This window comes from Veillonella sp. 3_1_44, assembly GCF_000163715.1.
GTDB lineage: Bacteria > Bacillota > Negativicutes > Veillonellales > Veillonellaceae > Veillonella > Veillonella parvula_A.
Window position 1 is genome coordinate 68602 of sequence record NZ_GG770201.1, and the last position, 26421, is coordinate 95022.

A 26421-nucleotide genomic window follows, 5' to 3' on the forward strand; every position below is an offset into this window, starting at 1 on the left:
TATGGGACATATAATCGATTCAACCTATATTTATGGCACCTTCTTTGCTGTCATTCCTTATGTGAAAGTCACCCTTATGATTACCTTCCTCAGCGTTGGTTTGGGTACAATCCTAGGGTTATTAAGTTGCGTGCTACAACAAAATAAAGTGCCTGTGCTCAGTCAGCTCAGCTACCTATATGTATTATTGTGCCGTAGTATTCCGAACATGGTTCTCTTATACCTCGTGTACTATGGTTTACCAATTCTATTCCTCGCGCTAGAGGATCAAACAGGGGTGCATGTGCCCTTTGAAAAGGTGCCAGCTACCTTTGTAGCCGTTGTAGGTTTAACCTTGCACACAGGAGCCTATTTGAGTGAAATCTTCCGGGCTGCCTTACAATCGGTACCGAAAGGGCAAATGGAAGCGGCTCAGGCCATCGGTATGACTTGGTTCCAAGCGTTCCGTCGCATCGTATTGCCACAGGCTACAGTCTTTGCGTTGCCACTATTTACAAATCAGTTCCTTAACACCATGAAGAGTACGAGTATCGTATTTGTCATCACAGTTATTGAACTATTTGGCGCTGCAAAGTTATATACAGAGGAAAATTCACAATATTTTGAGGCCTACATCGTGGTGGCCGGTCTATTCTGGGTGATGGGGATTGTATTTGAATTTATCTTCCATCGTTTAGAAATCTATGCAAGCAAGTATAAACGAGGTAATGCATTATGATAGATATTAAACAAGTTCACAAATCCTTCGGGAACCGTGAAATTTTAAAGGGCATCGACTTACATGTGCCAACAGGGTCTGTAACGGTTATCCTTGGCCCATCCGGTAGTGGTAAGACGACATTCCTTAGAACGCTTAACTTCCTTGAAAAGGCCGATGCAGGGACAATGCAGTTAAATGATATTTCTGTAGACCTCCATAAAGCGTCTAACAAGGAAATCTTAAACGCACGCCGTAACACATCCATGGTGTTCCAATCTTATAACTTGTTCTCTAATAAGACCGTTATTGAAAATATTATGGAAGGCCTTGTAACGGTTAAGAAGATGAAGAAATCTCAAGCCCGTGAAATCGCACAACGCTTCCTCAAGGAAGTAGGCATGGAAGGCTATGATGATTACTATCCGGTACAACTTTCCGGTGGTCAACAACAACGTATTGGCATCGCTCGTGCCCTTGCGATGGACCCAGAGGTTATCCTCTTTGACGAACCTACATCAGCCCTCGATCCAGAGCTCGTAGGTGAAGTATTAGCTGTTATACGCAAGATTGCGAAAGAGCTCAAGGTTACGATGATTATCGTAACTCACGAAATTGGCTTTGCCAAAGAAGTGGCTGACCAAGTCGTATTTATGGAAGGCGGCGTCATCGTAGAACAAGGAGATCCTAAGGTTGTCCTTGAACATCCAACAGAAGAACGAACACGCAAATTCTTGAGCCGTTACCTTACACTAGATAGCGAACAGCCACTAGATAGTGCAGCTTTATAAATAGTACTGCTCTATAAAAATACTGCTCTATAAATAATGCAGAGCATAATAATGCGTGCTATCCTAGTAATATAGAAATTCATGGCGACCTAATATTTTTAGAATTAGGTCGCTTTAAACGAGGTACATATGAAAGAATTTAGACAATTAACCGTAGATGATGCGGCTGAATATCACGAGGTGTTAATTGCAGGATATGCGGAGAATAAGAACTACCCTATATCCTTCGATGCTATTAACTTTAGCCCAGAAGAATCTCGGGTGTGGATCTTAAAATATCCTGTATTTGGTCTCTACGTAGATGGTTCCTTAGTATGCTCTATTTCATTCCGCATGCCTTGGATTCCCAAAGCTACGCCAGACGTATATCCGCACATTGCACACTTTGTGACGGCCCCTGAACATAAGGGACAGGGCTATGCTCGTGAAGTCCTCGCCGAAGCAGAAGACCTATTGCGCAACGTATATAAAACACCAGCCGTAACCCTTGGTACAGCCGCAGAACATCCATGGCTTGCCAAAATGTATGAAGGCTTTGGCTTTAAAGAATATAAACGAACACAACTACCTGGAAAGGTACATACGACCATATTCTTTAAGAAAATATTGTAATGGGAACTCTAATTTTGGAGTCCTACCATACAAATAGCGACTAGTTAAGATAACCAACTAGTCGCTATTTTTTATATGTTATTGTTATGCTAGACTTTACATGCATTAGTGTTGCTTTTAAAAATTATCGATACTATTTCATTAATACATGTAATGTTATAATAAATAAAAATGTTACTGTTTGTGGAGTGTGAATAGTATGTATGAAATCGTAAATGAACCAAATTTAACAATAGCTTTTGATATGGATGTAGAGTTATCTGAATTTGGTATGTTTGGCGTATATATTAAACGAGGCTATAATATCTGTTCTGGCTATATTGATCCTAGCGATTGGTCCGGAATTCGTAAAGGCTATCAAGAATTAGTCGATTTGTATGAGAAGTGTAAAGGCAAAGCAACCTTTACCCATGTATTAACTGGAGAAGGGGATACCTTAACATTCTCGTTAGATCAAAAGGGTGCATTGGCGATAGATGTTACTATCTGTACTACTTATAATTACAAATGTAATATGACAATTGAAAGTTTAGATCAAACATATTTGCCAAAGTTTATTGAGTTTTTCAAAGAATTTTTGGAACGAGAGCCAAAATAAAAAGAGTCGCATCAAAGGATGCGACTCTTTTTTGTACCCAGTTTCTATTTACAATTATTTTGTAACAACTTTAAGATCTACAGGGATTTTAGCTTCTACAGCTTCGCCTTTGATAACTTTTTGAGCTGTATCAATAGCGATTTTACCCATTTGGTCCGGTTGTTGCGCAATTGTTGCAGCCAATGTGCCGTCTTTAACAGCTTTGTCTGCATCAGCAGTACCGTCAAAGCCTACGATGAAGATTGTTTTGCCTGCGGATTTAGCTGCTTGGATAGCGCCTAATGCCATTTCGTCGTTATGAGCGAAGATAGCTTGTACATCAGGGTTAGCTTGCAAAATGTTTGTTGCTACGTTTAAACCTTTTGTACGGTCGAAGTCAGCACTTTGTTTTGCTACTACTGTTAAGTCTTTGTCAGCTACGTTGTGGAAACCTTGGCCGCGTTCACGTGTGGCGGAAGCACCAGGGATACCTTCGATTTCTGCAACTTTTGCAGCTTTGCCTACTTTTTCAGCGATAAGTTGAGCGGCCATTTCGCCGCCTTTTACGTTATCGGAAGCGATGTGAGCTACTACTTTGCCTTTATCAGCAGAGCGGTCAACAGTGATTACAGGAATGTTTTTAGCATTTGCTGCTTCTACGGAAGTAGAGATAGCTGCAGAGTCTACAGGGTTGATGATCAATACAGAAACGCCGCTTTCAAGTAAGTCGGAAATATCGTTTGCTTGTTTTGCAGGGTCATTTTGAGCATCAACGATTTTAACTTTAAGACCAAGCGCTTTAGCTTGAGCCTCAACGCCTTCCTTCATAGTTACGAAGAATGGGTTGTTCAATGTGGAAACAGAGAAGCCGATTGTGCCGGATTTTTTGTCGCCGCCATTATCAGCGCTTTTACCACAGCCTGCTACAAGACCGATAACCATGATAGCCATCGTCAACAGTAACAATAGTTTTTTCATAGGAACCTCCTAGGCTTTCTTGCGGTCTGCAAGAACCGCCAATAAAATGACAATACCTTTTACAACTTGTTGATAGAAACTGGAAACGTCGAGAATATTTAACCCGTTGTTGAGGGTACCGATAATGAGGGCACCAATTAATGTGCCAACAATATGACCACGACCACCAGCAAGGCTTGTGCCGCCAAGAACCACCGCTGCAATAGCGTCAAGTTCATAGCCTGCACCTGCTGTCGGTTGTGCAGAGTTAAGACGAGAGGTGATGATTGCACCCGCGATACCACAGAGCATACCGGTTAAGGCATACACGAAGATTTTAACGCGGTCAATCTTAATACCAGCAATGTAACTTACCTTTTCACTACCACCTACGGCGTATGTTTTACGGCCTAAGGATGTGCGGCTCAATACGAACCAAAGGGCGATGAAAGCTAGGAACATTGTGATCGCTGGAACTGGAAGGCCTGCAATATCCCCTTGGCCAAAGCCGTGGAATAGAGGATCTTGAGTAAGACCGGAGATTGGGTTACCGTCTGTGAATACTAGCGTCGCACCACGGTAGATTGTCATGGTCGCCAAGGTAGCGATAAATGGAGCTACGCGGCCATAGGTAATAACGAGACCGTTAATACCGCCCAATACAAGGCCGGCACCTGCGGCTAATACGATAGCTAATACAGGGTCAGTACCAGTTACGATGAGGTTTGCCATCACTGCACTAGAGAGGGCAAGGATGGAACCAACCGATAAGTCGATACCGCCAGTTAAGATGACGAAGGTCATACCGAAGGCGATAATTGCATTGATGGATACTTGGCGCAACAAGTTACGCAAGTTAGAGAATTCAAGGAAACTGTCGTTCATGACAGAGATAATTACAAATAATAGGATGAGGCCGATGAGGGGGCCTAATTTTTTTACATATTGTAGAGCTTTGCTGTCCATTATTGTCCTCCTGTGGCTAATGTCATAATCGATTCTGGTGTTGCATCGCTACGGTCCAAGATACCTGCTACGCGACCTTCATGAATGACCATAACGCGGTCGCTCATGCCGAGCACTTCCGGTAACTCAGAGGACACCATGATAATGGACACACCATCGTTCGTTAATTCGTTCATTAAATCGTAAATATCACGCTTGGCGCCGATGTCGATACCGCGCGTAGGTTCGTCCATGATGATAATAGATGGCTTTTTACCGACCCATTTCGCGATAACCACCTTTTGTTGGTTACCACCGGATAGGGATGATGCGGGTTCGTGAATAGATTGTGTTTTAACGCCTAGTTTTTTAGACAATTCGTCAGCAAAGGAATTGAGTTTGCCCTTATCAAGTACATGAGAGGGGCAAATTTCGCCAAGATTAGGCAATGTAATGTTAGAACCGATGGAGAAATCAAGAATCAAGCCTTCGCTCTTTCTATTTTCTGTGATGAAAGCAATGCCAGCCTTGATGGCATCTTCTGGTTTTTTACAGTTTAGGACGGAGCCGTTTACTGTTACGGTGCCGCCGTTGTGTTTATCTACACCGAAAATGGCGCGCATAATTTCTGTACGGCCAGCACCCATGAGACCTGCTACGCCGAGGATTTCGCCTTTGCGCAAGGAGAAGGAGATGTCGTTGTCGAAACCTTCTGGTTTGAGGTTATCCACGTTCATAACCACATCGCCCGGTGTTGTAGTGCGAGCAGGGTAGAACTCGTCGATGGAACGGCCTACCATGTGGCGTACCACTTCGTCTACAGAAATCTCAGATGTTGGTTTAGTGATAATTGTGTGACCATCACGCATAACCGTAATTGTGTCACATTCGCTAAATACCTCTTCCATACGATGAGAGATATATACGATAGCAACGCCGCGTGCTTTCATTTTGCGCATCATGTTGAACAATGTCGCCGTTTCACGCTCTGTGAGGGCTGCTGTCGGTTCGTCCATGATGACAACCTTTGCATCTAACATCAAGATACGAAGAATTTCCGTCATTTGTTGGTGACCAACGGAGCAAAGGCCTGCTTCTGTTGTGAGTGGCAATTCGATGCCTAGTTCGCGGCATGTGTTTTCAGCCTCAGTGAGCATCGCCTTTTTGTCGAGCATACCAAATTTGTTGCGCTTTGGTCTCATTAAATATAGATTTTCTAACAATGTTAGATTTGGCCAAATGTTAAGCTCTTGGTGGATGAAGACCACACCGTTTAGCTCGGCCTCTCTCGGGTTCGGGAAGGTTCGCTTTACGCCGTCGATGGTAATCGTACCAGCATCCGCCTTGTGAATACCGGTGAGGATATTCATGAGCGTAGATTTGCCGGCGCCGTTTTCGCCCATCAAGGCGTGAACTTCGCCCTCCTTGAGGGTAATACTTACATCGCGCAGTACTTGGTTTGTACCAAATGCCTTCGCAATGCCTGACATAACAATTTCCATAACTACTCCTATATGACTGATGAAAGTATCTCTTGATATATGTAATAGATTAGATGTTTAGATAATCTTTGAAAACTAAGCTATCTAATTTACATAAACTGATTTATAGGTTCAGTTCCTTAACGTATAAACTTAGTTGGTTAATCTATTATTTTAGGGACGATCGCTGAAAATACAATCGGCACGTAAGATAATGTTCGCATACGGAGATGTTTCACCAGTTCTAATAATGCATTTGCATTGTTTCGTGGCTTCTTTGAAAGCATCGTGGCTCGTTTCAATCCATTCGTATTGATCAGATGGGAAGGTAGACTCTAAGAAGGCGTAAGCCTTAGGATTATTTTCTTTAATTTCTGTTGCCACATGAATCGCTTCGGATTTCATATGTTTAGCGATGATGGATACTACTTGCTCAAAGCTAGGTACACCAAAATCCAAGGCTAAGTCGATTTTTTGAACCCCTTCAGGTACCGGTAAGCCACAATCAGAGATACAAATTGTATCTGTGTGACCAAGATCTGCCAAAACCTTAGCAATATGGCTATTTAAAATACCGTGTCGTTGCATAAATAACTCCTTATCTATTCCGATGACTAAGGCTTTAATGCCTTAGTCATTAACTCCCTTTGTTATATAGAGGACAGTTGCATTCATTGCTTGAAGAACGTATAGTTTGGATTGAAAGACCGGTTCAATCTATACGTGTTCTGCTAAGAATGCAGCGACCTCGTCTTTTGTTGGCATGCCACCTTGAGCCCCCAAGCGTTGGATGGAGAGGGCCGCTGCTGCATTGCCGTAGTGTAGAGCGTCGGCTAAGCTTTTACCATTAACGATAGCCGTTGCAAAGGCACCGTTAAATGTATCGCCAGCACCTGTTGTATCTACGGGCTCAACCTTGAAGCCAGGTACAATGTGAATTTCACCGTTATCGGCATATCCTACACCCTTGCTACCAAGGGTAACGATGATTTTGTTTTCGTTAGCTAGTAAAATCTCCTCTGTAGATTGATTAGGGTAGAGCGCAGATAACTCGTGTTCGTTTGGCGTAATATAGGTTGCTAATTCTAACCATTCCGAATCGAGGTCGGCTGCTGGAGCAGGATTTAAGAGGACTTTCACATTAGCCTCGTGACAACGACGAACGATGTATTCAATAGTTGGAATAGGAATCTCGTTTTGAACCATTACAAGATCGGCTTGCTCGATAGCAGACCAAGCGTTATCTACTACGGACTGGTCTACCTTAGCATTAGCGCCTGCAATCACGATGATGCTATTATCGCCTTCAGCTAATGTAATGTGTGCTGTACCGGTTGTAGTATTCGGTACCGTAACGATGTAATCTGTATTGATGAAATTTTCTTTTAAATTATCTATAATCATATGGCCGTATGCATCTTCACCGATACAGCCGACCATAGTGACCTCTGCACCTAGATGAGCCGCAGCCACCGCTTGGTTTGCTCCCTTGCCACCGTGAGCGATGTGCAATTCGTTGCCCATGATTGTTTCGCCTGCAGTAGGGCGTTTGTTCGCGAGGACTACAATATCCATGTTGCAACTGCCAATAACAACAATGCGATTCATAATAACTCCTTAATAAGCCTATGCCCTAACTGGGACTAAAAATGACTATCATTTATTTTTATACATAGAATCTTGTGTATTTTATACAACGAGCTGTATATATAAATATAATTGATAATCTAAGAGGCATTTGCTTTCACATACCTATAAGTGTATATTAATCATTTATTAGTATAGCGTAAATACGTGAGTTTATCTATATAAATATCTATAAAATGTAGGAATAAAAAAGGTATACCCAAAATCTATGTTACATGAGTAAAAATGTACCGATTAGATTTAGGATATACCACTTTGAAGGGTATTTAATTTTTAAAGAAGCACTGGTTTAGTTCAAATGTTATAATCCGTTTAGTATATTTACATAATCCTGTCGTTGATCAAGTATAGAGATTAAATAAATAGTTCTAGCTTCCTCTACAACTGTGTAGAAAATAATAAGCTTTTCTAAAATCAACATTCGAAAGTCACTGTCATTAAGTGCTCTAATTTTAGGTGTAGTCCCCATATATGGATGGTTCATAAGATTTGAAATTGAATTTTGAATATTTTCTTTTACTTGTATAGCTGTTTCTTTTGAAAACTGCATAGCTATATAAAGTATTTGTTGATGTAGCTCTTTATTGAACTTTTCAGTAGGAATGATTGTGTAGGGTTGGGATTTCATAGAGTTACCCCATTTGATCTAGCATTTTATCGATACTGTTGAAAGCTTCATCAAGTGTAGTGGTGCGACCTTGAATGATATCGTTTTGTCCTTCTACAAGAGAGGATAATAATTCTATTTTTGACTTTAACATATTATATGTATTATAGCCGAGACTTACAGTATCTCCACGACCATTTACAGTAATAATGGCAGCCTCATCTTTAAGTTGTAAGGTTTTAGAAATTTCAGGATACTTATTTCGTAAATCAGAGGATGGACGAATTGTTTCGCGTAATATTCCCATAGTTATCTCCTTATAGTTTTAAAAGTATTTGTTCATCATTCTTATACTGTAATTATATCATTTAAACGATATAATTGCAGTATACAAATATATATATGAGATATTTAATTCAAATGAGGTTAACTAGATACTTTAATCATAAAATGATATATAAAAAGACTATCTTCAAGCGTATTGAAGATAGTCTTGTATTGGTATATAGTATTTTCTCTTTTTTACAAAATATTTATTTATATATTAGTGAAAGCTTGGTTTGTCATAGTGTGTACCTGGTTCACCTACGCCGATGCTTGTGCGATGGAAAGGCGTTTCATCCGCAGCATGTAAGATATCAAAAATGGCTTTTACCACAGCTTCGCGTGAAACTTGGGCATCGTTGAATTGAGCCCCTTCAGGGATGAGTTCGTAATCGGTTTTCTCTGGATCATTGTAAAGCCATGTGAGGCGCAAGATGGTGTAATTTAAGTTGGATTCGCGTAATACATTGCGTGCTTGGCGCTCACCTTGAACATAGCTAATCGGTAAGTTGTCGAAGGTCCATTTTTCAAGTGCTACAGGGAATTCACCAGAAAGTCCAGCCATGGACACACCGATAACACGGCGTATATTTTTGCGGCTCAATGCTTTCACGATGGAAGCCATATCACTGCCAGACTCCATAGCACCTACAAATACAACCTCCGCATTTGTTACAGCTTGTTCTAATTTACCAGGATTTTGGAACGAACCTTCAATCACTGTAACACGTTCATGGTCGATAATCTCTGGAGGTATACGTGTTTTCAACTGACGACCATATAATGTAATGTGCATATCTGTATATGTTAATAGTGTAGCAGTCAACTTTTGAGCTATTTGGCCCGCAGCTCCTAAAATCGTAATATACTTATACATAAAAAAGACCTCCTATGTTCGGGCATAAATATTTAATGGAATTTTAACATACATATATGACAAATACGTGAGAAAAAATTATAAAAATCTTTGTATTATTTTCGTAATTTAATTGATGCTTAACATTTCATTTGTTGTTTTTAGCTGTGCAAATCGATTCCGCCAAATCTTTTCTTTGTAAAAGGATAGGATTGTACCGGCTGGTAGATACTCATTATCAAAGGTTGAGATAGCATCTTCGACGATGGTGATATTATAACCATACTCAAAGCCTACTTTCACAGATGTATCAATGCAAAATTCCACTTGCATTCCTACAAATGTTACATCGGTAATATTTTTTCGGTTTAAATATTCCTTTAATTCAGTATCCTTGAAGATGCTATTGTAATATTTATTGAAAATCTTTTCGTTTTCTTGCGGTTTTAATTCGTGATAGATTTGCCAATTATCACTGCCCGTTGCTAATAAGCCCTCATTTTCAGAATGTCTGATATAAATGACTTCTATATTTTGATCTCTAAAATGTTGAATGATTGCTTTTGTATTTGAGATAAAGTTTTTGGCATTGTAAGGGTTTTCCTTAACTAAGCCTTCTTGAATATCGATTACGATTAATGCTTGTGCCATGATATTTCCTTTTTTAATAAATTATTTGTTCTTAAGTGAGAACTATTAGATTTTATTATATCGGTTATAAAAAATGTCAATTTATTAGTAAATAAGTATCTATGCGCATTATATCATATGTATATAACAAGAAAAGGAAGATATAAGTATCATAGATGTTGATAGTAATTTTAAAGGGTGCTGTAAAATTTAGTGTTGAATTTACGCGATAATTTAACTACAATAGTAATAAGATATTAGAAAAATGAGTAGTATATCACTAAAGTACTCTGGAGGTGATAGTATGCCGAATATAAAACCTATTTCAGATTTACGAAACTATTCTGAAGTTTTACGTGATGTTACTATAGATAGTCCCGTATTCTTAACTAAAAATGGTAGAGGCCGATATGCAATTATGGATATTCAAGATTATGAACGTCTAATGGCTACGATAAAACTTATGGGCGCTTTAGAGACAGGTCGTAAATCTGGTGAAGAACAAGGCTGGATTTCATCAGAGCAACTAAAGAGTGAATTGGGGATTTAATTATGAATAATCAAATTAGCTATGCACCAAAAGCACGAGAAGATTTGCTAGAAATAAAATCTTTTATAGAAGAAGAAACCGGTGATATTGAGTTAGCTAAGAAAACCGTTTTGGATATAGTAACTGCGAATGATTCGTTGAGTATATTTCCAGAAATGGGGCAGCGATTATTGATTAATCTAGGAAGTAAAATTGAATACAGATATTTACTTTGTCATAATTATTTAAGTTTTTACCGTTATTTAGATCGGACTATCTATATTGATAGAATATTAAACAGTAGACGTAATTATCTTAGAATATTATTAGATGAAGTACATTAGTTCTTAAAAGCACTATCATTAATAGATGGTGCTTTTTTTATGGACTTTACTTGAAGTCCCTTGATAGCCTCTAGGCTTTCACAAATTCTCGAAGAATGTTAAAATAAATCCATATATATTTTTATAGAAATGAGGCTATTATGGAACGGATTCAGGATCTTGTGTACACACATGTGCAGGGTGGCCAGTTTAGATGGGTTACTGTTAGCACATTGATGCTCGCATTGGGCACGATTTTGCATTTGGTGAGCCCTAGTGTGGCTGGGGTAACGCCGAACTGGACGATTGCTACGTACTGCGTAGCTATTTTATTGACTCGTCCTAGTTTGAGTCAAACCTTGGGGATTGGACTCGTGGCGGCCCTCATCAATGTATTGACGTCTAAATCAGCGTTCCCTTACGGCAATTTGTTGTCTGAGCCAGGTGGTGCTTTGACGGCGGCTCTCGTAACGCGCGCTATGTTGTCCATGAAGTTCCGTAAAATTGGTGGTTTTGATTTAACCCCTGTCGTGTCTGGCTTTTTAGCAACTGTTGTATCTGGTGGTATCTTTGTTACCATTTTGTGGCAAGTGCTTGGGTTGCCAAATAATGTGTACATGTACGGCATGTGGCCATTGGTACTCATTGTAGGGGCCTTGAATGGTGCCATTACACCAATCTTGTATATTCCGGCACAACGTTTATTCTCTAAACGTGGCATGTTGCCAAATGCAGATCAATTGACATCTGATCATAGTCGCTTGACTATTTTGCCTGAGCGCCAAGCTAAAATATCCATTGAGCACGTAAATTACTATCATCCAAAGGCGACTACACCATCCCTTGAAAATATCAATCTCGATGTAAATGAAGGTGATTTCCTCGTTGTTACAGGCCCTGCAGGTTGTGGTAAAAGCACCCTTTGTATGGCGATGGTAGGGGCGGTGCCTAAATTCTATGGTGGACGGCTAGAAGGCATGGTCTTCGTAGATGGTCATGCGACTACGCAAATGGAAATCCCAGAACTAGCGAACCATATCGGTGTAGTTCTAGCCGACTACGATACACAGCTCGTAACGATGACAGTTCGTGAAGAAGTAGCCTTTGCTATGGAAAACCGCGGTTATGACCGTGAAACTATTAAAGCTCGTTCTGAAGAGGTGTTTAAGCAAGTTGGCCTCGTAGGCTTAGAAAATCGCAAGATTACAAGTTTATCTGGTGGTCAACGCCAACGTTTGGCTATTGCTTCTGTATTGGCTACGAATCCAACCGTACTTGTTCTTGACGAACCGACAAGCTCTCTCGATCCAGATGGGACCGCAGAATTATATCGCCTCGTAGGCGATTTGAACCAAAAACACGGTATCACCGTTGTCGTTATCGACCATGATTTGCATGCCGTATTGCCGTACGCTAACCGCATGGCTCTCATGGTAGATGGCTCTATCGCCTGTGATGACGATGTACCGACTACGCTTCGTTACATGTACGAGCACAACATTCACGTCGATGCATTGCCATCCGTGTTTACTACGTATATGGAATTGGAACAAGCCGGCTTCCACAGTGATGAACCTTGGCTCAGCATCGAGTCTGCTATCAAGGGCTTGCACCAAATTGAAATGGCTCATGCTATTCAAACCGAGGTGCATGGTAAAAGCAACTCTCCAGCTAATCAAAGAATTACAGTAGATAATCTTGTTGATCAATCTAATATAGTAGAAAATAGACAACCAGTTCAACGTGTTGATGATGTACCAGGAAAGGACGGTGGAGCTCATGCTTAAGGTTGAAAACATCCGCTTTGGCTATGTGCCATCCGTAGATATTTTCCGAAACGTGACTTTCACCATCGAAGGAGGCGAATATATCGCTATCGGTGGTCGTAATGGTTGCGGCAAAACGACTATTACGCGATTACTTGTCGGCCTAGAAAAGGCTAGGGAAGGCCACATGTATTATAACGGCAGAGATATTACGTCCATGCCGCCGTCTAAACGGGGACAATTTATCGGCTACGTATTTCAACAGCCAGATCGCCAAATGTTCAGACCTACCGTAGCCACAGAGGTTGCCTTCGGACCTGAGTCCTTGGGGCGCAGTAAAGCCGAAGTGAAGCGTATCGTTGATGAAGTATTGGCGCGCACAGGCATCGGTCATTTGCGTGAAGCCTATCCTCCAACATTGCGCCGCGGTGAAAAGCAACGTGTTGCCATTGCTTCTGCGCTGGCTATGCAGTCTAAAATCCTCATACTTGACGAACCAACCAGTGGTCAAGATGGTAAGGAAACTAAAGAGCTATTAGCACTATTGCGTCAGCTTAATTCAGAAGGTATCACAATCCTTCTTATTACCCATGATATGGAAATCATGGCTAGCGAATGTAGCCGTGCTATCATTATGGGCAACCAAACCGTTGCCTTTGACGGCAGTCCAGAAGAATTATTCAAAAAATCTACGGATGAATTGCAAGACCTAGGCCTTACAAAACCGCCAAGTGTGGAACTTTCACTAGCGGTACCATCCTTAGGCTATTGCAAATCTATGGATGAATTGAAATCCAAGTTAGTGGCTCAGTTGAGCGGAAAATAGGAGGGACATATGGAACGTTTAGTACCGTTAACAAAAATCTTGATGACCCTCGCTGTATCCGTGTGGGCCATCCTGTTGCGCGACTGGGCATCGCTATTGGCATTAGTCGTAGTAGAACTCGGTGTACTGTTTTTGGCAGGTTTGTTATTCAAACAACGCAAAGCCGTGTTGGCATTAACTAGCTTCGCTGTATTTCTTGGACTCATCCAATTCCTTGGCAGTGGCGATGTAACCTCTGCCATTGTATCCGGCTTACGAATGTTGGCTATGACACTTGTTTTTATAGGCCTGTTGGCAACTACAAAATTGCAAGACCTTACGGCAGCGCTCGTAACACAATGCAAAATTCCTTACGAATATGCATTTATGTTCACTGCTGCACTGCGCTTCGTGCCTGACTTCATTGCTGAAAGCCATGCTGTACAAGAGGCGCAAGCTTGCCGCGGCTTATCTCTCGAAGGCAACTTCATTAAGCGTATCAAATCCTATGCATCTGTTATCCAACCATTGCTGCTAAAATCCTTGGGACGATCCGAAACAATGGCGTTGTCTTTGGAGTTACGTGGATTCGGTGGTCCCACACACAGCTTTGCTGCATCTGTAGGATTGAAAAGAATTGACTATACTGTTGTTAGTGCTTTAATTGTTATTACAATACTTTTATTTGTTATTGTGTAATTTTCTTATATATCAAGTAAGAGTATAACTTTGCTCCTATAGAAATGTATTAGCTTTAATAGTCATAATAAAGAATATGATAAAAGTATATAAGTAAAATAAGAGCTTTTTACTTATATATGCTTCAAAACGTATATGCTGAGTGGTAAAAAACGTTGTTTTTACCACTCAGTTTTGTTGTATTGGGGATATAGATGTAAAATATGTAATTCTTACCTCAAAAGATGGATAAAAGTGAAATGGTATGTTATACGAATAGTTCGTCCTTTTTCTTGCGTATGTGGGCTATTTTTATATATTATGTTAAATAGAAATAATATTTTTTAGGATACCTACAGTTTTGAGGAATACTTTATGAGTGAATTAGTAATACGACCAATTACAAAAGGTGATATAGCCCCTTGTTTAGATATTTATAACTATGAGGTTGTAAACGGCGTAGCCACGCTTGATCTTGAACCTCACACGTTGTCAGAGTGGCAGGAGTGGCATGAGTCTCATAGCGATGAGCACCATCCTATTGTGGTAGGTACCATTGATGGGATTGTAGCAGGCTATGCATCGCTTTCACCATATCGACCTAAAGAGGCCTACAAAAGTACCGTCGAATTATCTATCTATATCCATCAAGATTATCGTGGTAGGGGAATCGCTACACAGCTGATGGCTCATATTTTAGAAATAGCAAAAAATGATCCGTTATTGCACAATGTGGTATCCGTTATTACGGCTGGCAATGAAGGCAGCACCAAGTTACACGCGCGATTTGGCTTTACCTATTGTGGTTTAACGCCTCAAGTTGGATTCAAACATGGTAAATATCAGGATACCGAAACATACGCATTATTGGTATAATAATTAGTATAGTAAAAGATAAATATTAATACGTTATACTAATGATGTATAGATTATAGATAAGGATTCGCCAGGGGTTAGGGCGAATAGGGGTGATTGAATGAACATGAAAGATGAACGGCAGTTCGTTGGATATAGTAAATATCGTAGCCGTCTCGTGGACGGTCATGTGCATACGGAGTTGTGTCCACATGGTAGTGGGGACCGAACTGCGATGATGATTGAGAAGGCCATCGAGTTGCGTATCGAAAAGGTATGCCTTACAGAACATGCACCATTGCCAACAGCTTTTGCTGCAGAATATGGTGGTGATAAAAAGGCCTATGACACAGCGTCTTTGAAATTAAATGAAGTTGATACTTACTTAGAGTTGGGTCGTCAATTACAACGTGCCTATGGCACACATATCGATATTTCTCTCGGTTTTGAAGTCGATTATATTCCAGGCTTTGAATCAGACATTCAAGAGTTCTTGGATCGCTATGGTCCGTTGACGGATGATAATATTTTATCCGTTCACTTTATGGAAGGCGTTAATAATGCCTTTTACTGCTTAGACTACAGTGCTGAAGAATTTGAGAAAGGCTTTGGGCCGTGGATTGAAAAACAATATGAGTTATATTACAAGTATTATTCTACAGTGCGCCAAGCCGTGCGTGCTGACCTCGGTGAATATACGCCTAAACGGATAGGGCATTTTGATTTAATCAAGAAATACCAACATCACTTTGGCTTTGAACGTCATTTAGATCGTCGCAATGCGCAGGTGGTGAGCGATATTTTGCATATCATGCGCGTCCAAGGTCGCGAGTTAGACTACAACATGAGCGGCTTCTTCAAACCAGATTGTCGTGAAATGTACCCAAGCCGCTTCATTCAAGGCATGGCGGCTATCATCGGTGTGCCATTTGTATTGGGGTCTGATGCACATAGCGTGGCAGATATAGAAAACGTTTGGGGCTAGTATAAAATCATTATTATAGTAAATACATGAAATATTAACGGTTCTATTGACAATTCTATAGAACCGTTATATTATGATTTCATACTTTAATAAATTAAAGCGATAAAATAGAAAAGTATCGATATAGGTAAATTTTTTCTCATAGTGTATTGGATAGCCACATAATCCCAATGATAGTACAGAAATATGGCTTTCACAGGCGTGAGAAATAATATGAATCAATTGATAGAAAGGATGTTTACGATGGTACAGCAGCAATTACCTACTGGTTTCCGCGATGATATAGGGATCGTAGCAGAGCGCAAGGATGATGTGAGTCAATATGTACTCGGTCTTTGTCGAAATCGTCAATACACAAAGATCTCTACGCCTCTCGTAGAGTACAAAGATGTTTTCAATGGCTATGCAATGGGGCGCGGTCAACATATGTACGAATTCATGGATAGTTCTGAAGTGTCCGTCGTAATTCGTCCGGATTTGACCATGCCTATCGGTCGTTTCTTGGCGACTACAAATATTGAATTGCCTCGCACGTTCTACTACTTGGGCGATGTATTTATGAAAAATAAAAAGCATCGTGGCGATGTCAACCAAGTGACGCAAGGTGGCATCGAGATGGTAGGCTATGAAGGGCTTGAGGCTGAGCAAGAGTGCTTCAAGATTATTAAAGAGGTGAACGAAGCTCAGTTGGGTAATCATTTGTTGCTCGAAATTGGGGATGCTCGTTTTTCTCGTGCTATTACCGATGCTCTTGGACTCAGTGATGATGAAAAGGCAGAGCTCTTAGAGGCGTTATTCACTAAATACTTGCCACGATATAACGAGTTGATTTCTGACTTTAAAAATAGTGCGCTATATCCTTTCTTAACTGTATGGCCTCGCTTGTTTGGTACGGTTCAAGATATAAAGGATGAGCTTAATCAAATTATCTTGCCTGCAGCGGCGCAGCGCATTTTAGATAATCTCGTAGATATGGCAAATCAAGTGGAAGCAACGGGGCAACGGGTTCGCATTGATGTTTCTACGGAACCACTTCAATCCTATTACACAGGTCTTACTTTTAGAGGCTATGTGGACGGCGTGTCTCAATACATCGTCAGCGGCGGCCGTTATGATGGCTTGCTATCTAGCTTTGATGGTACGCCGATGCCGGCAGTAGGGATGGCTTTTAATATCGACGTCTTGACTGATGTTACCTTGCAGGGTGAAAGCAAAGCTCAAGATAACGATACATTGCGTATCGCTCTTACGAAGGGGCGCGTAGAAAAGGATTTTATTCCACTCCTAGAAGCATGTGGTGTTGATTGCGAGCCATTACATAATAAGGCGCGTAAGCTCATTATCTCTTTAGGCGATTCTATGGAGATCATCCTTGCAAAGGGGCCAGATGTAACGACGTATTTGAAAAATGGCGTGGTTGATCTTGGCATCGTCGGTAGCGATGTGCTCGATGAACAAGACGATACGAGCTATGAAATGCTAGATTTACAAACGGGTAAATGCCAATTCATCTTGGCGTCCTTAGCGGGCTATGATCCTAAAGAAGGTCGTCGTCAACGAATTGGTACGAAATATCCAACCATTACAAAACAGTACTTTGGAGCTCAAGATGTGGAAATCATCAAGATTGAAGGCTCTGTTGAGCTGGCCCCACTTGTAGGACTAGCAGATGCTATCGTAGATATTACGGAAACGGGTACCACTTTGCGTGAAAACAATCTAGAAATCTTCGATTGGCTACAGCCCATATCTACACGCTTAGTAGCAAATCCATTAGCATTAAAACAAAAGCGAAATACCATTTTTAAACTCATAGATCAGCTTTCAGAAGCAATTAATAAAAATTAATAAATAAGATGTAGAGTGAATCATATATTTAACTAGCAATATGGATAGCTCAAGTAGGAAGAAGGATGACAGATGAAAATATATAAGGAATCATTAGAGGCGATGCTTGCTATCGTACGGAATTACACACAGCAAACCACAGATATGGAGATTGAACGTCGGGTGTACGATATCATTGCTGATGTCCGCACTAACGGTGATGCAGCGCTCAAATCGTATTCTGAAAAATTTGACGGTGTTTCCATTGAAGATTTCAAGGTGCCTCAAGAGGAAATCGACGCAGCTTATGAGTCTTTATCTGATGATTTGAAAGCCGCATTATTAAAGGCAAAGGCGAATATTACAGAATTCCACAGCCGTGAAATCGAGCAGGGTTTTGTGGATATGGATACACCGGGTATCATCCGTGGTCAAAAGGTCATTCCTTTGGCTCGTGTTGGTCTTTACGTTCCTGGAGGTACAGCCGCGTATCCTTCGACCATTATCATGACTGCTTTGCCCGCAAAGATTGCAGGCGTAAAAGAAATCATCATGGTTACGCCGCCTCAAAAGGATGGCATTAATCCTGCCGTATTAGGTGCTGCAAAGCTTGCCGGCGTTGATGCGGTATATCAAGTGGGCGGTGCCCAAGGTGTGGCGGCCCTCGCTTATGGTACGGAAACGATTCCAAAGGTAGATAAAATTGTAGGTCCTGGCAATATTTACGTGGCTACGGCGAAACGTCAAGTATTTGGCCAAGTCGATATCGACATGATTGCGGGCCCAAGTGAAATCGGTGTTATCGCCGATGACAGCGCAAATCCAGTTCATTTGGCAGCAGACTTGTTATCTCAAGCAGAACATGATCCTCGTGCACGCGCTATTATGGTGACTACTAGTGAAAGTTTAGCAAATGCCGTATCTGATGAGGTGGAACGTCAACTTAAATTGTTACCTCGTGAAAGCATCGCTCGTCCAGCTATTGAAAACAACAGTTACATTGCTATTATGGACAGCATTGAAGACATGTTCACGGTGATGAACGAAGTGGCGCCAGAGCATTTGGAAATCCAATTGCCGGATCCAATGAACTATATGAGCCTCGTTCAAAATGCAGGCTCTGTATTCCTTGGCGCTTATGCGTCTGAGCCGTTGGGCGATTATGTAGGTGGTACAAACCACGTATTGCCTACTAGTGGTACGGCGCGATTCTCGTCTCCGTTAGGCGTATATGATTTCGTGAAACGTACATCTTTCACACAATTTACAAAAGAACGTTTAGAAGAAGTGGCAAAACACATTACTACATTGGCTCGTACGGAAGGTCTCGAAGCGCATGCTCGTGCCATCGAAGTACGATTTGAAAAATAGATTATAAAAAATATTAGAAAATAGATTTGGCATCTATATTTATATGTGTATTTAAAATATACAGTGAAAATATAGATTAGAAATATAGATTATAAAAATAGATTTGAAGTATAGAGGTCGTTATGATACGCACAGGCACGGTGCAACGCACCACTCAAGAAACAGATATTACAGTAGAAATTACCCTTGATGGGGCACAAACAAGCTCCATCTCGACCGGAATAGGCTTCTTTGACCACATGTTGACGCTATTGGCGAAGCACGGCCGTTTTAGCCTTGTGGTAGAGGCAAAGGGAGATACATATGTGGATGCTCATCATACAGTTGAGGACGTTGGACTTGCCTTAGGGCAGGCCTTGGTGAAAGCCCTTGGCGATAAGGCTGGTATCGAGCGCTATGGCGATGCTTGGGTCCCTATGGATGAAGCATTGACGCAAGTTGTCATCGATTTGAGTGGTCGCCCGTACCTCGTTTTCCAAGGGGAATGGAGTACGCCGGTTTTAGGTGGCAACTTTGAAACAGAGCTGGTGGAGGACTTCTTCCAAGCTCTTGCGATGAGCGCTGCTATGAACTTACATGTGCGCAATTTGTATGGTCGCAATACACATCACATTATTGAAAGTATGTTTAAGGCAACGGGTCGTGCATTGCGCAAAGCAGTTACTATCAATCCGGATATCCAAGGAGTTAACTCTACAAAGGGAGTTATTTAATAAAGGAGAATGTATGATTTTTCCAGCTATAGATTTACAAGAGGGGCGCAGTGTTCGCCTGTATAAAGGTGACTTCGCACAGGAGACGGTCATCAACCCTGATCCAGTAGACCAAGCGAAACAATATGAAGCAGCTAAGGTTGGAGCCTTGCACCTCGTTGATTTAGATGGTGCCAAGGCGGGCAAGCCTGTAAATGTAGACATTGTAAAAGCAGTGCGTGCAGCTTTCACAGGTATCCTTGAAATCGGAGGCGGCATCCGAGATAAAGAGGCTGTTGACCTCTATTTGAGTTTGGGCGTAGATCGGGTTATCTTAGGATCTGTAGCGCTTAAAAATCCGGAACTTACAAAGCAAGTTATCGCTGAATACGGTGCGGAGCGCATCGTTATCGGTGTAGATGGAAAAAATGGCAAGGTCGCCGCTGAAGGTTGGCTCGACCAATCCGACGTGCCGATGACCGATTTAATCGGTGCCATGGTTGAAGGTGGGGCAAAGTATTTCATCGTTACCGATGTAGACCGAGACGGTACAATGCAGGGCGCCAATGAAGAGTTACTTGGAAATTTGCAAAACGAATTTCCTACAGCTCGCATCGTTGCTTCTGGGGGTGTTCGTAATTTAGCAGATATTAAATCCCTAGAACAAAAAGGTGTTATGGATAGTATCGTTGGTAAGGCCTTGTACGAGGGCACTATTACGTTAGAGGAAATCGCCGAGTACAATCAGCAGAAATAATAGAAATGATTGTGATGTTCTCAAATTAATTATTGACCGTAACCAATGGAATATATTGATTGACACTCGATGGAAAGGAGCTTTATGTTAGCGAAACGGATTATTCCTTGCCTAGATGTAGATGATGGGCGCGTAAAAAAAGGGGTTAACTTTGTTAATCTCGTAGACGTAGGCAGTCCAGTAGACATTGCGGCCTCCTATGAGCAGCAACAAGCTGATGAGCTTGTATTTTTAGATATTACGGCTACCGTTGATGCGCGGACTACTATGCGCGATGTGGTACAAGAAATCTCCACACAAGTATTTATGCCACTCACCGTGGGTGGTGGTATCAAGAGCGTTGATGATATGACGGCTTTGTTGAAAGCTGGTGCGGACAAGATATCTTTGAACTCTGCGGCTCTCGCTAATCCTGAGCTCATCACAGAAGGGGCTCAAAAGTTTGGCAATCAATGCATGGTGGTAGCCATCGACGTGAAAACCGATGAAGAAACTGGTGAATGGTATGCTTACACTCATGGTGGTCGCAAGCGTACAGAGTGGAAAGCTCTCGACTGGGCTAAAGAGGCCGTAGATCGTGGAGCAGGAGAGTTGTTAGTGACAAGCATGGGTAAAGATGGTACAAAATCCGGCTTTGATATTGAATTATATAAGGCTCTAGAATCAGTCGTAAATGTACCTATCATTGCATCTGGAGGGGCAGGTAAGGTTGAGGATTTTGTAGATCTCTTTAAGCAAACTAGCGTTACCGGTGCACTGGCGGCATCTATATTCCACTTCGGAGAAGTTAAAATTCCTGAACTCAAACAAGAACTACGAGCTCACGGAATTACGGTACGCTAAAACAGATTAAAAAAAATTATTATCTCTCGCAAGTTCTTTACTAGTCTATATGTTCAGAGTTAGTTAAATAGCTTGTTTATAGATAAACAGAATAGAAATAGCAATAGATAGATAAACAGAAAATAGCAATAGCAATAGCAATAGAAAGAGATACAAGCTAATATAGGATAACAGATTGGTGATTACTTTTAATAAAGGATAGAATATGAAACCGGATTTTGAAAAAGGAAATGGCTTGTTGCCGACGGTTGTGCAGGATGCGGAGACTAAGGACGTCCTCATGGTGGCTTGGATGAACGAAGAAAGCTTTCACAAAACACTAGAAACAAGGGAAACGTGGTTTTGGTCTCGGTCTCGTGAAGAGTTATGGCATAAGGGTGGCACTAGCGGTAATGTGCAGCACGTGGTGAGCATGGCCCTAGATTGTGATGGCGATACTTTGCTCATTCAAGTTAAGCCTGAAGGTCCTGCCTGTCACACAGGGCGCACAAGCTGTTTCTTTAATGAAGTAGAACGGAGTTAAACATGGCACAGCAAACACTGAACGAATTATACGAAATTATTAAAAATCGCAAGGTACAGCCAAAGGAAGGTTCTTATACGAATTATTTATTCGACAAAGGGCTCGATAAAATCTTGAAAAAAGTTGGTGAAGAGGCTACAGAGGTAGTAATCGCCGCAAAAAATGAAGATCCACAGGAGCTGATTTACGAAACAGCAGACGTGTTATATCACTTGCTCGTGTTATTAGTAGAGAAAAATATCCCATACGAAGCCATTGAAGCTGAGCTAGCGAGCCGCGAAGGGGTTGTTAGCAAGACTACGGATCGCCCAGAAATTACAAACTTATAATGTATATCCTGTTATGAGCTCGGACATATGAGCTCTGGTGGAGTTCATATGTGTTATATGAGTTAAGGAATAGATAGAAAGGATAGCCTATGAAAGAGATAATTCGCACATTGAAACCTTATATACCTGAGGAGTCGGCTGAAGCGGTGAAAGAGCGCCTTGGTGTAGAGCGATTGGTGCGCTTGTCGGCGAATGAAAATCCATACGGCACATCGCCATTGGTACGGGAGGCTATCCTTAGCTATGTAACCCATAATGATGCCAACTACTATCCGGATGGCAACGCCACCGATTTGCGCATGAAATTAGCGAATTACTGGCAGGTACAACCTGAGCAACTGGTCATCGGCGTGGGTCTAGATGAGGTCATCGCCATGGTCAATAAAACATTGATTACCGCTGGTGACTCCATCGTAGTAAGCGTGCCAGCCTTCTCGGAATATGCCTTGAATGGCCTCGTGGAAGGTGCTGAGATCCGTGAGGTGCCAGCTGATTTTGAAACGGGACAGTATGATTTTTCTGCTCTTGTGAAAGCTGTAGATGAAACGACACGGGTCGTGTGGATTTGTAATCCTAATAATCCAACGGGTACCTATGAGTCTGTTGAAAATATCCGCAAATTTGTAGCAGCTATACCAAAGGAAACCTTGGTCATCATAGACGAGGCGTATATCGATTTTGTCACTTCCGTAGCAGTTCCTACGGCACGTGCGCTCTTGGATGAATTCCCTAATGTGGCTATCATGCGTACCTTCTCGAAAGCCTATGGCCTTGCCAATTACCGTGTAGGTTACATGATGACACCTATAGAGTTGGCAAATTATATGCAAACCATTCGCTTGCCGTACAATTTGAATACCTTATCTCAAGTGGCTGCAGAAGCCGCTTTCGGTGATCAAGAATTCGTGGCGAGAACGGTCTCTCAAAATGCAGAGGAACGGTCAAAATGGGAAATCCTTTTTGACGAGCTAGGTATTCACTACTATAAGAGTGAGGCTAATTTTATTTTCTTTGCAGCGCCTGATGCGGAGGGTCTTGCAGATGCTTGGCTTAAATCAGGTTACCAAGTGCGCCGAGGTCAACGAGAAGGATGGTTACGTCTTACGATTCCCATGCCTCAAGATGGGGATGTTATGCGTAAGATATTAAGAGACTTCATGAATTGATTTGTATAGAATAACATACAATTCGTAATACGTTTTGTTTAATCTTATCGTGTTTTACCCTATAGAATGGAGTTTATTATGATTGCCATTATAGATTATGATGCAGGGAATACCTTCAATGTCCAGAAAGCCTTAGCTTACATTGGCATTGATGCAGTGCTAACGGCAGATTCGGCGACTATATTAAATGCTGATAGTGTTCTCTTGCCAGGTGTAGGCGCATATGCACCGGCGATGGCAGTTCTAAAAGAACGTGGTTTAGTCGATGTCATCTATGAAGTAGTAAAACGTGAAATACCTTTATTAGGTATTTGTTTAGGGATGCAACTTTTATTTGAAGAATCTGAAGAATACGGCCCAACGCCCGGTTTAGGCCTTATTCCCGGTAAGGTAAAAGAAATTCCTCGCAACCTTGGCCTTAGCGTGCCTCATATGGGTTGGAATAAAAATGTAGTACACCAGCCTCATAGTGCTTTTAGCAATGTAGATGATCAATATACATATTTCGTTCATTCCTATTATGTGGATACAGATCCTGAATATATCATATCTACTGCAAATTATGGTATCGATGTACCTGGCATTGTAGAACGAGGTAGAGTATATGGAATGCAATTCCACCCTGAAAAAAGCGGTGTCGTAGGTCTAAATTTGTTGCGTACATTTGGGACTATTACAAAAACTTATAGGAAAGCAGGAGAATAGGGATATAGCTATCTTTTATTACAGATAAGAATGAGTCATTCAGTAACCAATATATCTAGGATAATAACGGCATCTCATAGGTAGAGAATGCCGTTATTATGCTTTATAGTTATACTTAACTTTCAAAATGAGAAATTAATAATTGACACCTTGTTGATTAGTTATACAATAATGTTGTAAGTACTAACATTTTAGGAAGCCATTGTGGCATGGATACGATACATAAGTTTTATCAGTAATATTCATATACTCCATGTCACGTGATTATTGGAGGTGTTTATATGGTTATGAATGGTATTTACTTAGTTATTGCCTCCGCGTGTATTCTAATTTTAGCGTACCGCTTTTATGGGGCTTTTATAGCGGCTAAGGTACTGACATTGGATCAATATCGTCCAACGCCAGCTATGGTTCACAATGATGGTCACGATTACGTGCCAACCAACAAATGGGTAACCTTTGGTCATCACTTTGCAGCAATTGCTGGTGCAGGGCCACTTGTAGGTCCTGTTATCGCAGCACAGTTTGGATATTTGCCTGGGGCATTATGGATCCTAATTGGTTCCGTATTAGCCGGTGCTGTACATGATATGGTTATCTTGTTTGCTTCCGTTCGTTACGATGGTAAATCGATTGCGGATATTGCTCGTGAAGAAATCAGTAAACTTGCTGGTTTTGGTGCTATGCTCGCTACCTTATTCCTATTGATCATTACCCTTGCTGGTATGGCCGTAGTAGTAGCTAACGCATTGCATAACTCTCCTTGGGGATTCTTCTCCGTATTTGCTACCATTCCAATCGCTATTTTTATTGGTATTTATTTGAAATGGTTGCGTCCTGGTAAAATCCAAGAGGCGACTATTATTGGGGTAGCCTTAATCTTCGCAGCCATCATCTACGGTCCAAATGTAGCGGCTAGCGAATATGCATCTTGGTTCACATACGACTTGCAAACCATTGAAATTATGCTTGCTGTGTATGGTTTCTTTGCGGCTGCATTGCCAGTATGGTTGTTACTTGCTCCTCGTGACTATTTGTCCACATACCTTAAAATCGGTACAATCGGTGCATTGGCTCTTGGTATTATCATTGTAATGCCTGAAATTCAAATGCCAGCTGTAACTCCTTACATCTGGGGCGGCGGTCCTGTATTGAAAGGTTCCGTATTCCCTTACATCTTCATTACTATCGCATGTGGTGCGTTATCTGGCTTCCATACTGTTATTGCTACAGGTACAACACCTAAAATGCTTACTAATGAAAAAGAAATTTTACCTATCGGTTATGGCGCGATGTTAACAGAAGGCTTCATCGCTATGATGGCCTTGATTGCTGCCACTGCATTGCATCCAGATGATTACTTTGCGATTAACTCCACAGTTGAGTCTTTCAAAGCTTTAGGCCTTCAAGTCCATGAATTGCCAGCATTGTCTGCAATGGTTGGTGAAGACTTGATGCACCGTCCTGGTGGCGCCGTATCCCTTGCAGTAGGTATGGCTCATATCTTCTCCAGATTGCCTAACATGGCTCACTTGATGGGTTACTGGTATCACTTCTGTATCATGTTTGAAGCATTGTTCATCATGACATTAATCGATGCTGGTACTCGTGTAGGTCGTTACTTACTTCAAGAATTATTAGGTCATTTCCATCCTAAATTCAACGACCAACACTGGGCTCCTGGTGTGTATGGTTGTGCCGCTTTAATTTGTATCTTGTGGGGCTACCTAGTTCTACAAGGTAATATCGGTATTATCTGGCCTCTATTCGGCGTATCTAACCAATTATTAGGTACCATGACATTGGCCGTAGGTACTACAGTTATTATGAGACTTGGCCGCAAACGCTATGCTTGGGTAACAGGTATTCCTTGTATCTTAATGGCTATCGTGGCTATCGCTGCAGACTATGAAAATGTATTCTACAGCTATATTCCTGCTGGTAAATGGATTTTAGTAGCATTTAGTGCTGCTATGTTCTTCATGATCCTTATCGTATTGGTAGAAGCCGTACGTAGTTGGATTCGCTTGTCTAGCATTCCTCAAGACTATCGGACTCAAGCTGAAATCGAAGCTGAAAGCCTTGTAAAATACGGTAAAGAAGTAAAAGCATAAGATTGATTATTGCAATATATAAAGTGCAC

30 protein-coding genes are annotated in these 26421 nt (G+C 41.4%); 21 read left to right on the forward strand and 9 right to left on the reverse strand.

The annotated features are described in order from the left end of the window. The first annotated feature begins 1 nt into the window (after position 1). The 4 genes from HMPREF0873_RS06930 (at position 2) to HMPREF0873_RS06945 (ending at position 2698) form a co-directional block, all read left to right on the forward strand. Positions 2-718, forward strand: a complete 717-nt coding sequence (locus HMPREF0873_RS06930; RefSeq protein ID WP_004694252.1) for an amino acid ABC transporter permease — start codon at positions 2-4, stop codon at positions 716-718. Next, positions 715-1488, forward strand: coding sequence for an amino acid ABC transporter ATP-binding protein (locus HMPREF0873_RS06935; protein ID WP_004694249.1), 774 nt, complete (start codon positions 715-717; stop codon positions 1486-1488). Before HMPREF0873_RS06930 ends, HMPREF0873_RS06935 begins: the two co-directional genes overlap by 4 nt. A 129-nt stretch (positions 1489-1617) precedes the next feature. After that, positions 1618-2100 carry a GNAT family N-acetyltransferase gene (locus HMPREF0873_RS06940; RefSeq protein ID WP_008715156.1) on the forward strand — a complete coding sequence of 161 codons (483 nt, stop codon included), beginning with the start codon at positions 1618-1620 and terminating at the stop codon, positions 2098-2100. A 199-nt stretch (positions 2101-2299) separates the two neighbouring features. Next, positions 2300-2698 carry a hypothetical protein gene (locus HMPREF0873_RS06945; protein WP_038125741.1) on the forward strand — a complete coding sequence of 133 codons (399 nt, stop codon included), beginning with the start codon at positions 2300-2302 and terminating at the stop codon, positions 2696-2698. A 54-nt stretch (positions 2699-2752) separates the two neighbouring features. Here HMPREF0873_RS06945 and rbsB read toward each other — a convergent pair whose 3' ends face one another. The 9 genes from rbsB to HMPREF0873_RS06990 form a co-directional block, all read right to left on the reverse strand. After that, positions 2753-3655: a ribose ABC transporter substrate-binding protein RbsB gene (rbsB, locus tag HMPREF0873_RS06950; RefSeq protein ID WP_008715158.1), complete on the reverse strand. Its 903-nt coding sequence runs from the start codon at positions 3653-3655 to the stop codon at positions 2753-2755. Positions 3656-3664: 9 nt separating this feature from the next. Further along, positions 3665-4600, reverse strand: coding sequence for an ABC transporter permease (locus HMPREF0873_RS06955; protein ID WP_008715159.1), 936 nt, complete (start codon positions 4598-4600; stop codon positions 3665-3667). Beyond that, complete coding sequence (locus HMPREF0873_RS06960) at positions 4600-6081, reverse strand: sugar ABC transporter ATP-binding protein (protein WP_008715160.1); 1482 nt, start codon at positions 6079-6081, stop codon at positions 4600-4602. Before HMPREF0873_RS06960 ends, HMPREF0873_RS06955 begins: the two co-directional genes overlap by 1 nt. Positions 6082-6234: 153 nt before the next feature. Beyond that, positions 6235-6648 (reverse strand): D-ribose pyranase, encoded by a 414-nt coding sequence (gene rbsD, locus HMPREF0873_RS06965; RefSeq protein ID WP_004694238.1) that lies wholly within the window; start codon positions 6646-6648, stop codon positions 6235-6237. Positions 6649-6777: 129 nt separating this feature from the next. Continuing rightward, positions 6778-7668, reverse strand: coding sequence for a ribokinase (gene rbsK, locus HMPREF0873_RS06970; RefSeq protein WP_004694236.1), 891 nt, complete (start codon positions 7666-7668; stop codon positions 6778-6780). Between the two features lie 340 nt (positions 7669-8008). Continuing rightward, positions 8009-8335 carry a type II toxin-antitoxin system RelE/ParE family toxin gene (locus tag HMPREF0873_RS06975; RefSeq protein WP_004694233.1) on the reverse strand — a complete coding sequence of 109 codons (327 nt, stop codon included), beginning with the start codon at positions 8333-8335 and terminating at the stop codon, positions 8009-8011. A gap of 4 nt (positions 8336-8339) precedes the next feature. After that, a complete protein-coding gene (locus HMPREF0873_RS06980) occupies positions 8340-8621 on the reverse strand; it encodes a type II toxin-antitoxin system Phd/YefM family antitoxin (protein WP_004694230.1) in 282 nt (93 codons plus the stop codon). Positions 8622-8858: 237 nt separating this feature from the next. Then, positions 8859-9515, reverse strand: coding sequence for an NAD(P)H-binding protein (locus tag HMPREF0873_RS06985; RefSeq protein ID WP_004694229.1), 657 nt, complete (start codon positions 9513-9515; stop codon positions 8859-8861). A gap of 108 nt (positions 9516-9623) precedes the next feature. Next, positions 9624-10145, reverse strand: a complete 522-nt coding sequence (locus tag HMPREF0873_RS06990; protein ID WP_008715162.1) for a cysteine hydrolase family protein — start codon at positions 10143-10145, stop codon at positions 9624-9626. A 283-nt stretch (positions 10146-10428) separates the two neighbouring features. Between HMPREF0873_RS06990 and HMPREF0873_RS06995 the strand changes: the two genes are divergently transcribed. From HMPREF0873_RS06995 to HMPREF0873_RS07075, 17 genes are all read left to right on the forward strand, one after another. Next, complete coding sequence (locus HMPREF0873_RS06995) at positions 10429-10674, forward strand: type II toxin-antitoxin system prevent-host-death family antitoxin (RefSeq protein ID WP_021147581.1); 246 nt, start codon at positions 10429-10431, stop codon at positions 10672-10674. A 2-nt stretch (positions 10675-10676) separates the two neighbouring features. Next, positions 10677-10997, forward strand: coding sequence for a type II toxin-antitoxin system RelE/ParE family toxin (locus HMPREF0873_RS07000; RefSeq protein WP_008715166.1), 321 nt, complete (start codon positions 10677-10679; stop codon positions 10995-10997). 140 nt (positions 10998-11137) lie between these two features. Next, on the forward strand, positions 11138-12763 hold the full coding sequence (locus HMPREF0873_RS07005) for a tryptophan transporter (RefSeq protein ID WP_008603235.1): 1626 nt from the start codon (positions 11138-11140) through the stop codon (positions 12761-12763). Next, the gene (locus tag HMPREF0873_RS07010) at positions 12756-13568 is read left to right on the forward strand and encodes an energy-coupling factor ABC transporter ATP-binding protein (protein ID WP_024062592.1); all 813 of its coding nucleotides are present in this window, start codon (positions 12756-12758) and stop codon (positions 13566-13568) included. The genes HMPREF0873_RS07005 and HMPREF0873_RS07010 overlap by 8 nt, the downstream gene beginning before the upstream one ends. A gap of 9 nt (positions 13569-13577) precedes the next feature. Continuing rightward, a complete protein-coding gene (locus tag HMPREF0873_RS07015; RefSeq protein ID WP_008603229.1) occupies positions 13578-14246 on the forward strand; it encodes an energy-coupling factor transporter transmembrane protein EcfT in 669 nt (222 codons plus the stop codon). Between the two features lie 354 nt (positions 14247-14600). Next, a complete protein-coding gene (locus HMPREF0873_RS07020; RefSeq protein WP_008603228.1) occupies positions 14601-15101 on the forward strand; it encodes a GNAT family N-acetyltransferase in 501 nt (166 codons plus the stop codon). Between the two features lie 100 nt (positions 15102-15201). Further along, complete coding sequence (gene hisJ, locus HMPREF0873_RS07025; protein ID WP_038125744.1) at positions 15202-16065, forward strand: histidinol-phosphatase HisJ; 864 nt, start codon at positions 15202-15204, stop codon at positions 16063-16065. A gap of 243 nt (positions 16066-16308) precedes the next feature. Next, complete coding sequence (gene hisG, locus HMPREF0873_RS07030; RefSeq protein ID WP_024062603.1) at positions 16309-17913, forward strand: ATP phosphoribosyltransferase; 1605 nt, start codon at positions 16309-16311, stop codon at positions 17911-17913. Positions 17914-17985: 72 nt separating this feature from the next. Beyond that, entirely contained in the window at positions 17986-19263 is a 1278-nt protein-coding gene (gene hisD, locus HMPREF0873_RS07035; protein WP_008603225.1) for a histidinol dehydrogenase, read from the forward strand. A gap of 122 nt (positions 19264-19385) precedes the next feature. Beyond that, on the forward strand, positions 19386-19976 hold the full coding sequence (gene hisB, locus HMPREF0873_RS07040; protein ID WP_008603224.1) for an imidazoleglycerol-phosphate dehydratase HisB: 591 nt from the start codon (positions 19386-19388) through the stop codon (positions 19974-19976). A gap of 13 nt (positions 19977-19989) precedes the next feature. Continuing rightward, positions 19990-20712, forward strand: a complete 723-nt coding sequence (gene hisA, locus HMPREF0873_RS07045; RefSeq protein ID WP_008603223.1) for a 1-(5-phosphoribosyl)-5-[(5-phosphoribosylamino)methylideneamino]imidazole-4-carboxamide isomerase — start codon at positions 19990-19992, stop codon at positions 20710-20712. 84 nt (positions 20713-20796) lie between these two features. Next, on the forward strand, positions 20797-21555 hold the full coding sequence (gene hisF, locus HMPREF0873_RS07050; RefSeq protein ID WP_038125746.1) for an imidazole glycerol phosphate synthase subunit HisF: 759 nt from the start codon (positions 20797-20799) through the stop codon (positions 21553-21555). A 205-nt stretch (positions 21556-21760) separates the two neighbouring features. Next, entirely contained in the window at positions 21761-22078 is a 318-nt protein-coding gene (gene hisI, locus HMPREF0873_RS07055) for a phosphoribosyl-AMP cyclohydrolase (RefSeq protein WP_004694201.1), read from the forward strand. A 2-nt stretch (positions 22079-22080) separates the two neighbouring features. Further along, complete coding sequence (gene hisE / locus HMPREF0873_RS07060) at positions 22081-22407, forward strand: phosphoribosyl-ATP diphosphatase (protein ID WP_008603221.1); 327 nt, start codon at positions 22081-22083, stop codon at positions 22405-22407. Positions 22408-22496: 89 nt separating this feature from the next. Beyond that, positions 22497-23573: a histidinol-phosphate transaminase gene (gene hisC / locus HMPREF0873_RS07065; RefSeq protein WP_008603220.1), complete on the forward strand. Its 1077-nt coding sequence runs from the start codon at positions 22497-22499 to the stop codon at positions 23571-23573. Positions 23574-23651: 78 nt separating this feature from the next. Beyond that, the gene (gene hisH / locus HMPREF0873_RS07070; RefSeq protein WP_008603219.1) at positions 23652-24278 is read left to right on the forward strand and encodes an imidazole glycerol phosphate synthase subunit HisH; all 627 of its coding nucleotides are present in this window, start codon (positions 23652-23654) and stop codon (positions 24276-24278) included. A gap of 281 nt (positions 24279-24559) precedes the next feature. Next, on the forward strand, positions 24560-26392 hold the full coding sequence (locus tag HMPREF0873_RS07075) for a carbon starvation protein A (RefSeq protein WP_004694192.1): 1833 nt from the start codon (positions 24560-24562) through the stop codon (positions 26390-26392). Positions 26393-26421: the final 29 nt, after the last annotated feature.

Coding starts and splice junctions, on each gene's coding strand:
- HMPREF0873_RS06930 (WP_004694252.1), top strand. CDS start 2: ATGGGACATATAATCGATTCAACCTATATTTATGGCACCTTCTTTGCT.
- HMPREF0873_RS06935 (WP_004694249.1), top strand. CDS start 715: ATGATAGATATTAAACAAGTTCACAAATCCTTCGGGAACCGTGAAATT.
- HMPREF0873_RS06940 (WP_008715156.1), top strand. CDS start 1,618: ATGAAAGAATTTAGACAATTAACCGTAGATGATGCGGCTGAATATCAC.
- HMPREF0873_RS06945 (WP_038125741.1), top strand. CDS start 2,300: ATGTATGAAATCGTAAATGAACCAAATTTAACAATAGCTTTTGATATG.
- rbsB (WP_008715158.1), bottom strand. CDS start 3,655: ATGAAAAAACTATTGTTACTGTTGACGATGGCTATCATGGTTATCGGT.
- HMPREF0873_RS06955 (WP_008715159.1), bottom strand. CDS start 4,600: ATGGACAGCAAAGCTCTACAATATGTAAAAAAATTAGGCCCCCTCATC.
- HMPREF0873_RS06960 (WP_008715160.1), bottom strand. CDS start 6,081: ATGGAAATTGTTATGTCAGGCATTGCGAAGGCATTTGGTACAAACCAA.
- rbsD (WP_004694238.1), bottom strand. CDS start 6,648: ATGCAACGACACGGTATTTTAAATAGCCATATTGCTAAGGTTTTGGCA.
- rbsK (WP_004694236.1), bottom strand. CDS start 7,668: ATGAATCGCATTGTTGTTATTGGCAGTTGCAACATGGATATTGTAGTC.
- HMPREF0873_RS06975 (WP_004694233.1), bottom strand. CDS start 8,335: ATGAAATCCCAACCCTACACAATCATTCCTACTGAAAAGTTCAATAAA.
- HMPREF0873_RS06980 (WP_004694230.1), bottom strand. CDS start 8,621: ATGGGAATATTACGCGAAACAATTCGTCCATCCTCTGATTTACGAAAT.
- HMPREF0873_RS06985 (WP_004694229.1), bottom strand. CDS start 9,515: ATGTATAAGTATATTACGATTTTAGGAGCTGCGGGCCAAATAGCTCAA.
- HMPREF0873_RS06990 (WP_008715162.1), bottom strand. CDS start 10,145: ATGGCACAAGCATTAATCGTAATCGATATTCAAGAAGGCTTAGTTAAG.
- HMPREF0873_RS06995 (WP_021147581.1), top strand. CDS start 10,429: ATGCCGAATATAAAACCTATTTCAGATTTACGAAACTATTCTGAAGTT.
- HMPREF0873_RS07000 (WP_008715166.1), top strand. CDS start 10,677: ATGAATAATCAAATTAGCTATGCACCAAAAGCACGAGAAGATTTGCTA.
- HMPREF0873_RS07005 (WP_008603235.1), top strand. CDS start 11,138: ATGGAACGGATTCAGGATCTTGTGTACACACATGTGCAGGGTGGCCAG.
- HMPREF0873_RS07010 (WP_024062592.1), top strand. CDS start 12,756: ATGCTTAAGGTTGAAAACATCCGCTTTGGCTATGTGCCATCCGTAGAT.
- HMPREF0873_RS07015 (WP_008603229.1), top strand. CDS start 13,578: ATGGAACGTTTAGTACCGTTAACAAAAATCTTGATGACCCTCGCTGTA.
- HMPREF0873_RS07020 (WP_008603228.1), top strand. CDS start 14,601: ATGAGTGAATTAGTAATACGACCAATTACAAAAGGTGATATAGCCCCT.
- hisJ (WP_038125744.1), top strand. CDS start 15,202: ATGAACATGAAAGATGAACGGCAGTTCGTTGGATATAGTAAATATCGT.
- hisG (WP_024062603.1), top strand. CDS start 16,309: ATGGTACAGCAGCAATTACCTACTGGTTTCCGCGATGATATAGGGATC.
- hisD (WP_008603225.1), top strand. CDS start 17,986: ATGAAAATATATAAGGAATCATTAGAGGCGATGCTTGCTATCGTACGG.
- hisB (WP_008603224.1), top strand. CDS start 19,386: ATGATACGCACAGGCACGGTGCAACGCACCACTCAAGAAACAGATATT.
- hisA (WP_008603223.1), top strand. CDS start 19,990: ATGATTTTTCCAGCTATAGATTTACAAGAGGGGCGCAGTGTTCGCCTG.
- hisF (WP_038125746.1), top strand. CDS start 20,797: ATGTTAGCGAAACGGATTATTCCTTGCCTAGATGTAGATGATGGGCGC.
- hisI (WP_004694201.1), top strand. CDS start 21,761: ATGAAACCGGATTTTGAAAAAGGAAATGGCTTGTTGCCGACGGTTGTG.
- hisE (WP_008603221.1), top strand. CDS start 22,081: ATGGCACAGCAAACACTGAACGAATTATACGAAATTATTAAAAATCGC.
- hisC (WP_008603220.1), top strand. CDS start 22,497: ATGAAAGAGATAATTCGCACATTGAAACCTTATATACCTGAGGAGTCG.
- hisH (WP_008603219.1), top strand. CDS start 23,652: ATGATTGCCATTATAGATTATGATGCAGGGAATACCTTCAATGTCCAG.
- HMPREF0873_RS07075 (WP_004694192.1), top strand. CDS start 24,560: ATGGTTATGAATGGTATTTACTTAGTTATTGCCTCCGCGTGTATTCTA.